This is a genomic window from Paraburkholderia sp. RL17-380-BIE-A (assembly GCF_046028085.1).
Taxonomy (GTDB): Bacteria; Pseudomonadota; Gammaproteobacteria; order Burkholderiales; family Burkholderiaceae; genus Paraburkholderia.
Window position 1 is genome coordinate 46,811 of record NZ_JARESQ010000016.1, and the last position, 13,961, is coordinate 60,771.

At 62.6% G+C, this 13,961-nt stretch carries 9 protein-coding genes; 3 read left to right on the forward strand and 6 right to left on the reverse strand.

Annotated features, from left to right (window positions below; all coding sequences use genetic code 11):
- Nucleotides 1-34 precede the first annotated feature (34 nt).
- The 3 genes from tssM to P0D68_RS25215 are packed head-to-tail and all read left to right on the forward strand — an operon-like array spanning nucleotide 35 to nucleotide 5,866.
- Nucleotides 35-3,916 carry a type VI secretion system membrane subunit TssM gene (gene tssM, locus P0D68_RS25205; protein ID WP_408301321.1) on the forward strand — a complete coding sequence of 1,294 codons (3,882 nt, stop codon included), beginning with the start codon at nucleotides 35-37 and terminating at the stop codon, nucleotides 3,914-3,916.
- Entirely contained in the window at nucleotides 3,913-4,905 is a 993-nt protein-coding gene (gene tagF, locus P0D68_RS25210; RefSeq protein WP_091801911.1) for a type VI secretion system-associated protein TagF, read from the forward strand. Before tssM ends, tagF begins: the two co-directional genes overlap by 4 nt.
- 4 nt (nucleotides 4,906-4,909) lie before the next feature.
- Nucleotides 4,910-5,866 (forward strand): OmpA family protein, encoded by a 957-nt coding sequence (locus P0D68_RS25215; protein WP_408187379.1) that lies wholly within the window; start codon nucleotides 4,910-4,912, stop codon nucleotides 5,864-5,866.
- Between the two features lie 91 nt (nucleotides 5,867-5,957).
- Here P0D68_RS25215 and tssA read toward each other — a convergent pair whose 3' ends face one another.
- The 6 genes from tssA to P0D68_RS25245 form a co-directional block, all read right to left on the reverse strand.
- The gene (gene tssA, locus P0D68_RS25220; protein WP_408301323.1) at nucleotides 5,958-7,064 is read right to left on the reverse strand and encodes a type VI secretion system protein TssA; all 1,107 of its coding nucleotides are present in this window, start codon (nucleotides 7,062-7,064) and stop codon (nucleotides 5,958-5,960) included.
- 64 nt (nucleotides 7,065-7,128) lie between these two features.
- Nucleotides 7,129-9,810 (reverse strand): type VI secretion system ATPase TssH, encoded by a 2,682-nt coding sequence (tssH, locus tag P0D68_RS25225; protein WP_408301325.1) that lies wholly within the window; start codon nucleotides 9,808-9,810, stop codon nucleotides 7,129-7,131.
- 35 nt (nucleotides 9,811-9,845) lie between these two features.
- On the reverse strand, nucleotides 9,846-10,940 hold the full coding sequence (gene tssG / locus P0D68_RS25230) for a type VI secretion system baseplate subunit TssG (protein WP_408301327.1): 1,095 nt from the start codon (nucleotides 10,938-10,940) through the stop codon (nucleotides 9,846-9,848).
- On the reverse strand, nucleotides 10,904-12,742 hold the full coding sequence (gene tssF, locus P0D68_RS25235; protein WP_408301329.1) for a type VI secretion system baseplate subunit TssF: 1,839 nt from the start codon (nucleotides 12,740-12,742) through the stop codon (nucleotides 10,904-10,906). Before tssF ends, tssG begins: the two co-directional genes overlap by 37 nt.
- A gap of 138 nt (nucleotides 12,743-12,880) precedes the next feature.
- Nucleotides 12,881-13,360: a type VI secretion system baseplate subunit TssE gene (gene tssE / locus P0D68_RS25240; protein WP_091801930.1), complete on the reverse strand. Its 480-nt coding sequence runs from the start codon at nucleotides 13,358-13,360 to the stop codon at nucleotides 12,881-12,883.
- A gap of 85 nt (nucleotides 13,361-13,445) precedes the next feature.
- On the reverse strand, nucleotides 13,446-13,949 hold the full coding sequence (locus P0D68_RS25245) for an Hcp family type VI secretion system effector (protein ID WP_091801933.1): 504 nt from the start codon (nucleotides 13,947-13,949) through the stop codon (nucleotides 13,446-13,448).
- Nucleotides 13,950-13,961 lie beyond the last annotated feature (12 nt).

Sequence of the window (13,961 nt, forward strand, 5' to 3'; positions counted from 1 at the left end):
GCCACGACATTCATCACCCAGACCTGAACGGCTTATGCGACGCATTCTCAACGTGTTGACCCACACACGCACGCTCTCGATCATCGGCTTGCTCGCGCTCGCTGCTGTTCTATTCATCGGCGCGGATACCTTGCAGATCGACCTGATGTGGCCAGCCATCGCGCTCGGCGTCGTGGTCGCGCTGTGGCTGCTGGTGTGGGTGGTACGCCGTCTGCGCGCGCGGCGCGCGAACCGCAAGCTCGGCGAAATGCTCGAGCAGCAGGCGGAAAAGCAGACTGAAGCCGGCCCCGCGCCCACCCCCGCACGCCAGGCCGAACTCGACGTGCTGCGCACGCGCCTCGTCGAGGCGGTGAAGACCATCAAGACCTCGAAGATCGGCCAGGTCTCCGGCGGCTCGGCGCTGTACGAGTTGCCGTGGTACATCGTGATCGGCAACCCCGCCGCGGGCAAGAGCAGCGCGGTGTTGAATTCGGGTTTGCAATTTCCGTTTGCCGACAAGAACAACGCGGTAATTCACGGCATTGGCGGCACGCGTAATTGCGACTGGTTCTTCACGACCGAGGGCATTCTGCTCGACACCGCGGGGCGCTATTCCGTGCACGAGGAAGACCGCACCGAATGGCTCGGTTTCCTCGGCCTGCTCAAACGTTTCCGCCCGAAGGCGCCGATCAACGGCATTATCGTCACGGCGAGCATTGCGGAGCTGACCAACAGCAAGCCTGAATTCGCGATCAATCTCGCCAAGAATCTGCGCCAACGCGTGCAGGAATTGACCGAGAAGCTCGAAGTCTTCGCGCCGGTGTATGTCATGTTCACCAAGGCCGACCTGATTACCGGCTTCACCGAATTCTTCAGCGGCAGCGACCGCCACGAATACGACCGCGTGTGGGGCGCCACCCTGCCCTACGAGCCGGACGAAAAGCGCGACGTGGTGGGTCTCTTCGACGAGCACTTCGAGGAGCTGTACGACGGCCTGAAAGAAATCAGCGTCGCGCAGATGTCGATCAATCGCGGCAATAAGCTCTCGCCGGGTCAGCTGAGCTTTCCGCTCGAATTTTCCACCATCAAACCTGCGTTGCGCGCGTTTCTCGCCACGCTGTTCGAGACCAACCCGTTCCAGTACAAGCCCATTTTCCGCGGCTTCTACTTCACCAGTGCATTGCAGGAAGGCGAGACCAATAGCGCCGCGGCCACACGCATCGCGAACCGTTTCGGCCTGAGCGCCGATAGCCTGCCCAAGCCGCATAGCGCGTTTTCGAAGAACGGCTTCTTTCTGCGCGACCTGTTCTCCAAGGTGATCTTCGCCGACCGGCAAACGGTCAGGCAATTCGCCAGCCCCGCGAAAACGCGCATGCGTTATGCGACCTTCTTCGGCTTCGTCGCGGTGCTCGCACTGGCGCTCGGCGGCTGGACCTGGTCGACGGTCAACAACCAGCAACTCACGGCGAACGTGCAGGCCGACCTCGACAACGTAGTGCGCCTGCAGCAGAACCGCAATGATCTGCAATCGCGGCTGCAGGCCATGGACGTGCTCGAGGACCGCATCGACCAGCTCGAGCAGTTCCGCCGCGACAAGCCGCTTGCGGTATCGCTCGGCCTCTATCAGGGCGACCGGCTCGAACAGCGTCTGCTCACCGAGTACTACAACGGCGTGCGCCAGATCCTGCTCGATCCGGTCTCGCAGAATCTCGCTTCTTTCCTGAAGGACGTCAACGCACACCCCGACCAACTCGCGCCGTTGAACCGCGCACCGGACGCCGCCGCGATTCCGGTCTCCACGCATTCGGCCATGAGCGCGAACAGCCAGGGTGGACTTTATAGCGACGCCTCGCCGACCAACGTCGAAGATGCGTACAACGCGCTCAAGACCTACCTGATGCTGAGCGACAAGCGTCATGTGGAAACGGCTCACCTCACCGACCAGGTTGCCCGCTTCTGGCGCGGCTGGCTCGAAACGAATCGCGGCAACATGCCGCGTGACGAGATGATCCGCAGCGCCGAACGCATGATCACCTTCTACCTTTCGCGCGTGTCCGACGACGACTGGCCGATGATCGACCAGAACCTCGGTCTCGTCGACCAGACGCGCGAGAACCTGCGCCGCGTGGTGCGCGGCATGCCGGCCCGTCAACGGGTTTATGAGGAAATCAAGGCACGCGCATCGACCCGTTTCGCGCCGATGACGATCGCGCGCATTGTCGGCGAAAGCAATACGGCGCTGGTGGCGGGCAGTTACGCGATTCCCGGCACCTTCACGCGAGAAGCGTGGTTCCAGTACGTGCAGCCCGCCATTCGCGACGCGGCCACCAAGGAACTGCAGGCCAAGGACTGGGTGCTCAACACGTCAGCCCACGACGACCTGACGCTGGAAGGCAGTCCCGAGCAGATCCAGAAAGCGCTCGTCACGATGTACAAGACCGAGTACGCCATGCACTGGCAAAAGTTCATGCAAGGCATTGCGGTGCAGAGCTTCGGCAGTTTCGGTCAGGCCGTGGATGCGATGAACCGTCTCGGCGACCCACAGGATTCGCCGATCCGCAAGGTGCTCGAAACCGCGTACGACCAGACTTCGTGGGACAACCCCTCGCTCTTCAACGCGAACCTGAAGCGCGCGCAAACCGGCGTGACGAGCTGGTTCAAGAACTGGTTCTCGCGGGCGCCGACCGGCCAGATCAACGCGAATATCGATATCAACGGCAATCCGGTCGAGATGCCAATGGGTCCGATCGGCCAGGAGTTCTCGGCGCTGGGCCGCATCGTGGTAAGCGGCGACAACGGCTCGATGCTCAAGGGCTATATGGACACGCTGTCGAAGGTCCGCACACGCTTTAACGTGATCAAGAATCAGGGCGATCCGGGACCGGGCGCGCGTCAACTGATGCAGCAGACGCTCGACGGCAGCGGCTCCGAGCTTGCCGATTCGCTGAAATACGTCGACGAACAGATGCTCACCGGTCTCACCGACTCGCAACGCAAAGCGCTGCGCCCGCTGCTCGTGCGTCCGTTGATGGCGGCGTATGCGGTGGTGATCCAGCCGGCCAGCGTCGAAGTCAACAAGGTGTGGAATGCGCAGGTTTATCAGAGCTTCCAGGGTTCGCTAGCCAACAAGTATCCGTTTGCGAGCGACGCGAAGGTCGAAGCCGGCGCGGGCGAAATAGCCCAGGTGTTCGGTCCGGACGGCGCGATTGCCAAGTTCGTCGGCACCACGCTCGGGCCGCTCGCGGTGCGCCGTGGCGACACGCTGACGGCGCGCACGTGGGGCGATATGGGCCTCGCGCTCACGCCCGACTTCACCAACGGCTTCGCGCGCTGGGTGGCACCGCTTGCCGGCGGCGCGGCCGGTGCGTCGGGCCAGAGTTCCTCCGAACCGCAGACCGTGTTCCAGATCCTGCCGCAGCCGAGCAGCGGCACGACGGAATACACGCTTGCAATCGACGGCCAGCAGATGCGCTACCGGAACACGCCGCCGCAGTGGACCAACTTCGTGTGGCCGAATCCTTCGGGTTCGCCGGGCGCGACGCTGAACGCCACGACCTTCGACGGCCGCACGCTGCAACTGGTCAACGAACCGGGCCGCTACGGCCTGGAAAAGCTGATCAATTCGGCGCAACGCAAGCGTCGTCCGGACGGCACGTTCGATCTGTCGTGGACGCAAGGCAGCGTGACGGTGGCGGTCAGCATGCGCATCATCAGCACGTCGCAGGCTTCGAGCGGCACGAGCGATGCGCCGCAACAGCAGAGCCTGCGCGGCTTGCGGCTGCCCTCCTCGGTGGCGGATGTGAGCGCGGCGGCGAATTCGGTCAACGCGACCGCCGCGGGTGCACCGGGCGCCGCGCCCGCGATCGCGCCGGCCTCGCAAGCGGCGCGTCCGGCTACGGCCGCCGCCGCGGTTTCGAATACAGGGGGTGCGCAATGACGCAAACCGTGCAGGCGCAAATCGCCTACTTCGGCAAGATCCCGTCGCGCGGCGACTTTGTGAAGAGCGCCCATAATCCGCAGCTGCTCGCCACGCTCGACCGCTGGATCGCGGAAGCCATGGAACTGCTGAGCGACGATCCACGCTGGAAGATCGTCTACGAAAACGCCAAGCCGATGCACTTCGCGTTCCTCGGTTCCCGCAGCAAACTGGCGATTGCCGGGCATATGATGGCCAGCCACGATCAATCCTCGCGGCGTTTTCCGTTTCTTGCCGCGACCGCGCTCGAAGTCGAAAAGCCGCTGACGTTTCTCGCGCACAGCCCGCTTGCCTTCGCGCGGCTGTGGTCGCGCGTCGCGGCGCAGATGAAGCCGCTGCTTGGCGCGAGCGAACCGCCGGGCGCGCTGCAGGCACTCGGCGACATGCAGGTGCCGATCGAGATCGGCGGCGGCCCCGGCAATCCGCACGACGGCACCTTCAACGATTTCGTCGAGCATCAAACGCTCGCGGGCCTCGAACAGATGCTGCTCGCGAGCGGCCATCCGGTGCGTTTGCGCGGCGCGATGCTCGCGCTCGGCTCGCTGCTGCGTCCGGTGATGCAAAGCGGTTCGTCGCATCTCGAACGCGGGCTGACCTTGCCGCTGCCGAACGATCCGTTCTACCGCAGTCTCGTGGCCGCGTTCTGGCTCGAACTGATCGCGCCGTTCGTCGCGCAGGCGGATTTCGAACTGGCGATTTTCATCGGCACGATTGCCGAGCGCGAGCGGCTCATCATCGGCTTTAATGGCGCGTCGGCCAAAACGCTGCACAGCGTGGTCGATCCGCAGTCGTATGCGGCACATAACATCGATATCGACGACCCCGAGTGGATCGACGAACACGCACAGAACGATCATGGCATCAGCAAGCTCGTCAGTTACCTCGACCAACCGCAACTGTCGCTGCGCGTCAGCATCGACACGTTCCGCGAAGCATTCACGGGAGCGTGACACGATGCTGACCCTCTCCACGCGCACGTCCGTGCTGCTTGCGGGCCTTCTGCTCAGCGCCCTCGCGCATGCCGACAACGACGGCCCCGCTCGCGTCACGCCGGTCGACAACAGCGGTATTTCGATTCACACCACGATTTTGCCGCCGGCTGCGTCGGCGCCGGTGGGTAATGCGGGACCCGCAGTGACCACGGCCGGGCTCGCCAGCGGCACGACCGGCGCGGGCACCGGCGCGATCAGCGCGGCGCCGCCGCCCGCCAACGCGACGCCGGGCCAGGTGGTGGTTGGCGGCAAGGTGCCGGACGAAGCGACCAAGGCGGCCGTGCTCGCCCGCCTGCGCGACACATACGGCGCGGCCAACGTGGTCGACCAGATCGAAGTCGCCGACGTGGCGACGCCGCCGAACTGGTCCGCCAACGTGCAAAAGCTGATCGGTCCGCAATTGAAGCAGATCAGCAAAGGCCAGTTGAAAATCGACGGCACGCAGATCGACGTGAAAGGCGAAGTGCACAACGAATCGCAGCGCCAGCAACTCGCGAGCGACATGGCGAATGCGCTGAACCCGACCTATACGATCAAGAACGGCCTGCGCGTGAGCGCATCCGAGCAAGGCCTGCTCGATCAGACGCTCGCGAACCGCACGATCGAATTCGAAACCGGCAGCGCCACGCTCACGCCCCAAGGCCGCGCGATTCTCGATCAGATGGCCGCCGCCATGGGGAAAATGACGACCAAAACGGTTGCGATCATCGGGCACACCGACAACTCGGGTAATCGCACGTCGAATATCGCGCTGAGCCAGGCGCGCGCGGATGCGGTCAAAGGCTATCTGGTCGCGAAGGGCATCCCGCCGCAACAGATGACGACGACCGGCGTCGGCCCGGATCAGCCGATTGCATCGAATGACACGACTGACGGACGGGCACGGAATCGCCGCATCGAGTTTCGTGCGGGGTCTTGATTGGGTGTTTGCGCGGCGCGCATAAAAGAAAGCCTGGCTTCGATAGGGAACCGAAGCCAGGCTTTTTCATTTGCCGCATCGAGATTCTAATCTAGCTGTTCTCTTCCGGCTTCACACCGAGCAACTCGCGAATATGCGCGAGCGATCCGTCGTCTTTCACCACGCTCGAAAGCCATTGATGCAACGGCATATCCGCCGCCTCCGCTGCCTTGTCGGCGAAATACGCCGCAGGGTTATGCGGCTCCGTAGCGCGAAAGAACCTGGCCACCGCGCGCAGTTGCGCGACGGCCTGCGCACGGCTTTGAATTCCTGCAATCGGGCTGGCCGGCATGGTCGTCAACACAGGTTCCTCACGTTGCGGTGAAGTCTTGAAGGCGGGCTCGGCCCGTTCGTACTCGTTCGGCGCAGGTCCTTTCGCGGGTGGCGCCGCTTCGGCGTTCACGCCCACTTCGCGGGCGAAGCGTTCCACCAACCGGTAGACGCTTTCATACGCGTCTTTTGCCTGACGGAAACTCGGCGCGGAATCGCCGGCATGCCGGTCCAGCTCCTGTTCGAGCGCCAGCATAGCCGCTTCAAACGCTTTCAGATCGACGAGCAGCGCGGCGTAGAACGCCGTTGATGTGGCGCGCTTCGACGCCTCGATCTGCTCGATCGACGGTTTGCCACGCGCAATGTCGTCGGCATGATCCGGATCGCGCTTGACGGCCTGCGCAACATGCGTGGCGACATCCCAATCGATCGTGCTGTACGTATTGCCCTGCGACGACGTAATCGGCATGGCGCGTAGCAGATCGCCGGTGCGGCCGACGAGCCACGCGACGTTGCCAAGGCGATACTCGGTGTCGTCGCCGTCCGGCAGCGGATGGACGTGGTCCCAGTAGCGCTCGCAAAGTCCCGTCAACAACCCGTAGCCTTGCGAGAGACCGTTCATGCCTTCGTCGATTGCGAGCGCCTCGGTCAGCCAGACTGCCAGGCGAAGATCCTTGGTCTGCGTTTGTAGCAGACTACTCGAGCGCTCGATGACAAACGACCAATCCGCCTCTTTGATTTCCGTGACCCACTCGCCCTGATCCAGCGACGGGTCTTCGAAACGGCGTGCGTGCTGAATCGCATCGAAATCCGCTGAGAAAAGCAGATCTTCGCCACAAGGCGAGATTTCGCTGAGCGGAGCCAGCAACGTGTTCAGATTAATCGGCATGAAAGAAAGCAATAAGTATCCGGTACGGCATTAAACAGATTGACGCGCGATTCGGCGCGCCCGCTCATACCACCGTGTAGTCGAATTCGCCCGCTTCGCTCGCCCGCACGGCGATGCGTTCGAGCGAAGCGCCGTTGGCCACGCGTTCCAACACGCGCTGCGCAACTTCGGGCAGCAACGTACCGTTCAGAATGTGGTCGACATTGCGTGCGCCTGAATCCACCTCGGTGCACCGCGCGAGCACCGCATCGACCAGCGACTCGTCCCACTCGAACACGGCCTTGTGATTCGATTCAATGCGGCGGCGAATCCGTTCGAGCTTCAGGTCGATGATTTCGGCGAGCACGTCATCGGTAATCGGATAGTACGGCACCACCTTCATGCGGCCGAGAAACGCCGGCTTGAACGCCTTGTACAGTTGCGGGCGCAACGTCTCGGCGAGTTCGCCGGCGTCGGGCAGTTCTTCCTCGCTCTTGTTCAGGCAGGCCTGCATCACGGCCTGCGAACCGACATTCGAAGTCAGAATGATCAGCGTGTTGCGGAAATCGATTTCGCGGCCTTCGGCGTCGTCCATGGTGCCCTTGTCGAACACCTGGAAGAACATTTCGAGCACGTCCGGATGCGCCTTTTCGACTTCGTCGAGCAGTACCACGGAGTACGGATTGCGGCGCACCGCCTCGGTCAATACACCGCCCTCGCCGTAACCGACATAGCCCGGCGGCGAGCCTTTCAGGCCGGACACGCTATGCGCTTCCTGATACTCGCTCATGTTGATCGTGATCATCTTGCGTTCGCCGCCGTACAGCACGTCCGCCAGCGCGAGTGCGGTTTCGGTCTTGCCGACGCCCGACGGCCCGACGAACATGAATACGCCGCGCGGCTTGTTCGGATCTTCGAGATTCGCACTCGCGGTACGCACGCGCTGCGCGATCGCTTCGAGCGCATGATCCTGGCCGATCACGCGCGCGGCCAGCAACGGTTGCAGGTTCAGCACGGTCTGGATTTCATCCTTGACCATGCGGCCGAGCGGAATACCCGTCCATGACGCGACGATCTCGGCGACCACATGAGCGTCGACCTGCAACGGCACCATTGGCTGGCCGCCTTGCAAGGAGTGCAATTCGGCCACACGCGTGGCGAGCGTTTCGCGCGCCTGCTGCACCTTGCCGGCTTGTTCGGGGTCCGCGCTGGCGACGCGCGCCGCGTCGAGGTCCGCGCGCAGCCCGACGATTTCCGTTACCAGAGCGCGCTCCCTGTCGTAGCGCGCTTCGTCTTCGGCGAGGTCCTTGAGGTCTTCCTCACGGAGGGCGCGCAATTCAGCGAGACGCTCGTGGTGCAATGCGCCGCTCGCTACTTCGCGTTCCAGTGCGGCGATTTCAGCGTCGATACGTTCGAGGCGCTTCTTCGTGTCGTCGATTGCAGCCGGCGTGGAGCTGTGCGCGAGCGCCACTTTTGCGCAAGCCGTGTCGAGCACACTGATCGCCTTGTCCGGCAGTTGCCGGCCGCTAATGTAGCGATGCGACAAACGCACCGCTTCGGTGATCGCATCGTCGAGCACGCGCACGTTGAAGTGTTTTTCCATCAACCCCGCCATGCCGCGCAACATGGCCGCGGCGAGCGCCTCGCCCGGCTCCTCGATCTTCACGACCTGGAAGCGCCGCGCGAGCGCCGCGTCTTTCTCGAAGTATTTCTTGTACTCGCTCCACGTGGTGGCCGCAATGGTGCGCAATTCACCTCGCGCCAACGCCGGCTTCAGCAGATTAGCGGCGTCGTTCTGCCCGGCCTGACCACCCGCGCCAATGATGGTGTGCGCTTCGTCGATAAACAGAATGATCGGATGCGGGCTCTTCTTCACCTCGTCGATCACGTTCTTCAGGCGGTTCTCGAACTCGCCCTTCACGCTCGCCCCGGCTTGCAGCAGTCCCATGTCGAGCACATGCAGCGCCACGCCTTTTAGCGGCGCGGGCACGTCGTCGGCGGCAATGCGCAGTGCCAGCCCCTCGACCACCGCCGTTTTGCCGACACCTGCTTCGCCCGTCATGATCGGGTTGTTCTGGCGGCGGCGCATCAATATGTCGATAGTCTGGCGAATTTCGCCTTCACGGCCGATTACCGGATCGATCTTGCCTTCGCGCGCTCGCTGCGTGAGGTTGCTGGTGTACGTATCGAGCGCGGGTGTTTTCGATGGCGCGCCCGGTGCGGCATCGCTGGCCGCGGTCGCGGCTGCGGCTGCGTCCCCTTCCGCGCCTTGCGTGCCGTTGCTGCGCTCCACTTCGCGCGAGCCGGCGGTCAGCTCATCGAATTTGTGCTTCAGATCGGTCACGCGTACGTCGCGCAGCAGCGGCGACATGCGCTCGGCGAATTGAGCGAGATCCGGCGCGCTCAGCAGCGCCAGCAGCAGATGCCCGGAACGGATGCGTCCGATCTGCGAATCGAGCGATGCAATCAGCCAAGCCTGTTCGAGCCATTCGATCAGATGCCTGGAAAACACCGGCGTGCGCGTGTTGCCGGTTTTCAACCGCTGCAATTCGCGATCCAGATCCGCACGCAACGCGTGCGCGTCGATTTTGCTTGCGCGCAGAACCAGCGCGACGTCGCTGGCCGGTTCGTCCAGCAGTGCCAGCAACAGATGCTCGAGGTCGACCTCGTAGTGACCACGCGCGAGACAATTGTTCGCCGCCAGCAACGCCGCCTGCCGGCAGGTCGGATTCAGTTTGGCGATCAGGGTGTTGAGGGACGTGCTCATGTCGTGCGATCCGGGTCCAGGTTCTGTCGTTATAGTCAGTGAATCACGTGCAATTCGTAACGGGCATCCGCGCGATCACGGTCGGCCTCTTTCGTGCACAGGAACGCGTCCCAGCCGAGGCGCGCGCCCTTGCTCAACACGCTCGGGCCGACGGCCGCACGGCGCAATACCAAAGACACCTCGTATTCGAGCGTGACGCCGGCCAGCAACGTCAGCATGCGTTCGAGCGCCACCGCGCGATCGGCGCCAGGTAGAAACGCTTCGTAGTCGGCTTTGCCGAGCGGTCCGATCACGAGCCGCGCACGCATGTCGCGCTGCCAGACGCGCTCGCCCGCCAGCGCGGTCGCGCCGAGCGTCGCGTTCACGCTGCCGAGCAGCGTCAACTGATCGTGCGGCACGTCGTACCATTTGCCGACGAACTGCTCGACGCGCACCTGCACTTTGAAGTACTCCGACAGCGTGCGTTGCAAATAAGCCGCCGACACCGGACGATGCCGCGCGGCCAACGCGTAACCGGCAATGGCTTCGTCGAACAGTGCGCCCTCGCCACTTTGCAGACTGTTGCGCGTGTCGTCGTCGGCGACGCCGGCCAGCGCGAGCAGCAACGGCAAATAACGTTCGTCGCGGTCCAGCTCGTAATGAAACGGCAGACGGTATTTTTTCCACGCCGCGTAGAACAGCGCCGTCGCGCGATTCGAAAACACGTCGAAGAACTCACGCGCGGCACGATCGCGCTTGATCTGCTCGCGCGCCACGATCTGCTCGGTGTAATGCAGCGGCAACGCGCCCTGCCCGCCGAGCAGACCGAAAAACGCCGGCGTGATATCCACTTTGTCGAGCGAGCCGTCTTCGAGCGCGGCGGTACGTTGCGTTTTCTGTTTCAGCGCCGCGCCCGCAGCGTCGTAAGACTGCGCGCCGTGAATCTCGCTCGGCGGAAACGACATCGACAGCGAATTGCGGAAAGCGATTCGCTGCGCGACGATTTCTCCGGGGCGTCCGGCATGGGAAGGCGATTGCTGTGCGAACCACTTCTCGAGAATTCGCACCGCCTGAAAGAATTCGAAGCGATGCGGCTCGTCGAGAAGCTGCTCGACTACGCTAGGATCGATTCGCCGCTGCGCGGTTTGCATCGCAGAATCTCCTCGCCGGTGCGCTTCGACACGACGACCAGTTGCACAAAGCTGTTCAGATGCACGTACAGCCCAAAAAACGTGTCGATCACCCGCACGAACGACGCGAGACTCGTGCCGACGAAATGTTCTTCGTCGATAGTCAAACGAATCTCAATGCCGCGCACGAAAGTGGCAAACGGTTTGCCAGGTAGCCATTGCACGGCTGCGCGCTGTTCAATGCCCACCAGCCCGTCGATATGCCGCGCCGAGACCGCCGTGCGCCGCAAATCGTAGAGCACGAGCATTTCCTTGAGCGCCGACAGACCGCTGTTTGCCAGCGAGACGTGATTCAACGCCAGATGCGAGATCAGCCGCCAATGCGCGGCGCGCCCGCGCTCGAAACGCACGCTCGGCGTGGGGCGCCGCAACATCGAGATGCTGCCGGTCAGCGAGCCGCCCTCGAGAAACAGATCGCCGCCCTCGAGCCCTACGGCGAGACCGGCGGGCAGATCGCGATTGGTACAGGTCAGATCGAGACTCAACGTATCGGTTTGCGGCGCGGCCGGTTCGAAGTCGATATCGACGATCGAGATTTCAGTTTCATAGCCGGGGCTTTTCTGCGCGACCCAATCGTTGCGTCTGGCGAACCAGTAGTGCCCTGCACGCGCTGCTTCGCCGTGATGCAACGAATAGAACGGCCGGAATTCGATCACCGATTCTTCATGTGCCTGCTGCCTGACGAGTTTCACCGAATTGATCGAATAGACCTCGTAGGCAAATGCACGGCGCGCTTCGGCTATTACCGGATACGAAATCGCCTGATGGCTGACGCGAATCGGCTCGCCGTGCTGCTCGAACAGATTCACCACGGGCGTGCAGAAAAGGCGGAAATGATGTGCGCCCAATGAATCCAGCAGACGCGCCACGTGTGAGTCGCTGCGCACTTCCTTGAGCACCACGTGCAGCGTGACACGCTGGCAGCGGCCGCTCGCGCGCGTCATGGCCGCGAGATCGAAGTCGGCGAAATTGAATTTCTCGGGGAACGCGAAGTACTCGGTCAGCAACCGGTACGCCGGGTGCGATTTGGCCGGATAGTCGATCAGTGCGTCTTCTTCGCCGAAACCCGCCTGCACGACCGGAGATTCGCGCACCTGTTTCCACACGCCGCGCCGGTCCGCCTCCACATACGTGGCCATGGCGTTGACGAACAGACAGTCCGCCAGCGCCGCGATAAAGGACTGTTCGCCGTGCAGGTGCGTGCGCAGCGTGCCGAGTTTAAGCGCGGACAGATCGAGTTGCGCCGCCGTCGATTCAAAGGTGATCGACACGATCGCCGTGGCATTGCCTGGTAGCACGGTTGCACTCGGCGCCATCGCCACCGAGGTGTATTTCGCCTCCGAAATACGGATTGGCGCCAGCGTCACGTCGTAGGCGGTACGGAACCGGCATTGCACGCCGCGAATGGGCCGTGACTTGAGTTCAGTGCCGCGCTCCACCCGTACGGGTTCCGTCAAATGACTCAGCGCGGCGGACGTGCCCAACTGTGCGATCGAGCACGACGGAAATGGCCGCAGGTAGTGCGGATACAGCACTTCCAGCAGCGCTTCGGTGAATTCGGGGTAATCGTCGTCGAGTTTCTTGTTGATGCGCGCGCCGAGCAGCGCGAACGATTCGATCATCCGCTCGACGTGTGGGTCCTCACAATGCTCGCCGGACATGGCCAAACGCGCCGCGATCTTCGGGTAGCGTTCGGCGAAGTCGCGCGAATAGCGCCGCAGAAATGACAATTCGCGCTCGTAATACGGCAGCAGTTCTTCCATCGATCTATCCCCGGACCTGAAACCTATCCGCCCAATCTATCGCCGCCGTTGCGCGTAACGGCGGCGGTAAAGCGGTACTAAGAAAGCCATTGCTCGACAACCCCGCCACCTGAAATGCGACGGTTGAAAATCTTGCTGCTACAGCTTCGCGCGTGCGCGCGTCACTGAGTATTGCAGCGTGGACGGTTGCAGCATCGCGTCGAAACTCACCGGTTCTTCCGCCGGATGCACGACCAGCAGCGCCTGGATGGCGAAGTTCAACGCGTTGGTCGATTGTTCGTTCAATTCGAGCGTGACCGCCACATCCTGCAAGCGAGGCTCGTGCCGTGCAATGGCCTGTTGAATCGATTTGCAGATGAACGTGCGGTCGTAATGGCTCGCGAGGCTCAGGCCCGCGAAATCGTTCAGACCGTACGTGAGCACCGAGCGCTGGCATTCCGGTAGCGCCGCCAGCTCAGGCTCGGTCAGGGCGATGCGCGTATTCAGGATCGCCTCGACGTCGCGCGCGACGGTGCTCTTCAATTCGTCCAACGACAATTGCCGCATCGCCGGAGAAGCCGGCAGATGCGGTTCGTCGTCGAACAGCTTGTCGAGAAAGCTGGGTTCGAAACGTTTCATCAGCGTCCGAAGAAGCGGGTCGATGCGAGGCGCGCACGGCGCACGGCGGCCCTCGCGAGCCGCGCGTGCCGGATGCGCACCTGCATCAGACCGCGTACGTCTTGTCGTTCTTCGTCAGGCTCCACGCGCCTTGCGCGTTGCCGCCCTGGTTGCCGCCGATCTTCTGCTGCGTGTACTTCCATTGCACGGCAGCGTATTTCAGCGAGAACTGCTCGGACGGCAGGCCTTCGCCCACCACGCTCGGCGTCACACTCGAGATGATCACGTACTTGAGCTTCACTTCCAGGTACTTGATGCGATTGCCTTCGCCGTCCGAACGCATGAAGTCGATCGTGACTTCGTCGAACGTCGTGCCGCCCGACGCATGTTGATAAATCAGCGGGCTGACCACGTCGATGTCTTTCGTGAACAGCATGTCGGCATGTTCGCAGCGCTCGGAGGTGTGACCACCTGCCGTTGAAGCCGTTGCCGAACGCGGTTGCGTGATCGAATGGCTCCACGAATCAATTTCGATCCAGCCAGCATGATCCTTATCGGCAGATTCGCCTTTGATCGCCGGATTGCCGAATTTTAAATAGATATCCTTCATAACTCATCGACT

Bases quoted from the DNA above. Each gene is read 5' to 3' on its own strand.
- tssG (WP_408301327.1), bottom strand. From the start codon at position 10,940: ATGCAAACCGCGCAGCGGCGAATCGATCCTAGCGTAGTCGAGCAGCTT.
- tagF (WP_091801911.1), top strand. From the start codon at position 3,913: ATGACGCAAACCGTGCAGGCGCAAATCGCCTACTTCGGCAAGATCCCG.
- P0D68_RS25215 (WP_408187379.1), top strand. From the start codon at position 4,910: ATGCTGACCCTCTCCACGCGCACGTCCGTGCTGCTTGCGGGCCTTCTG.
- tssH (WP_408301325.1), bottom strand. From the start codon at position 9,810: ATGAGCACGTCCCTCAACACCCTGATCGCCAAACTGAATCCGACCTGC.
- P0D68_RS25245 (WP_091801933.1), bottom strand. From the start codon at position 13,949: ATGAAGGATATCTATTTAAAATTCGGCAATCCGGCGATCAAAGGCGAA.
- tssA (WP_408301323.1), bottom strand. From the start codon at position 7,064: ATGCCGATTAATCTGAACACGTTGCTGGCTCCGCTCAGCGAAATCTCG.
- tssF (WP_408301329.1), bottom strand. From the start codon at position 12,742: ATGGAAGAACTGCTGCCGTATTACGAGCGCGAATTGTCATTTCTGCGG.
- tssM (WP_408301321.1), top strand. From the start codon at position 35: ATGCGACGCATTCTCAACGTGTTGACCCACACACGCACGCTCTCGATC.
- tssE (WP_091801930.1), bottom strand. From the start codon at position 13,360: ATGAAACGTTTCGAACCCAGCTTTCTCGACAAGCTGTTCGACGACGAA.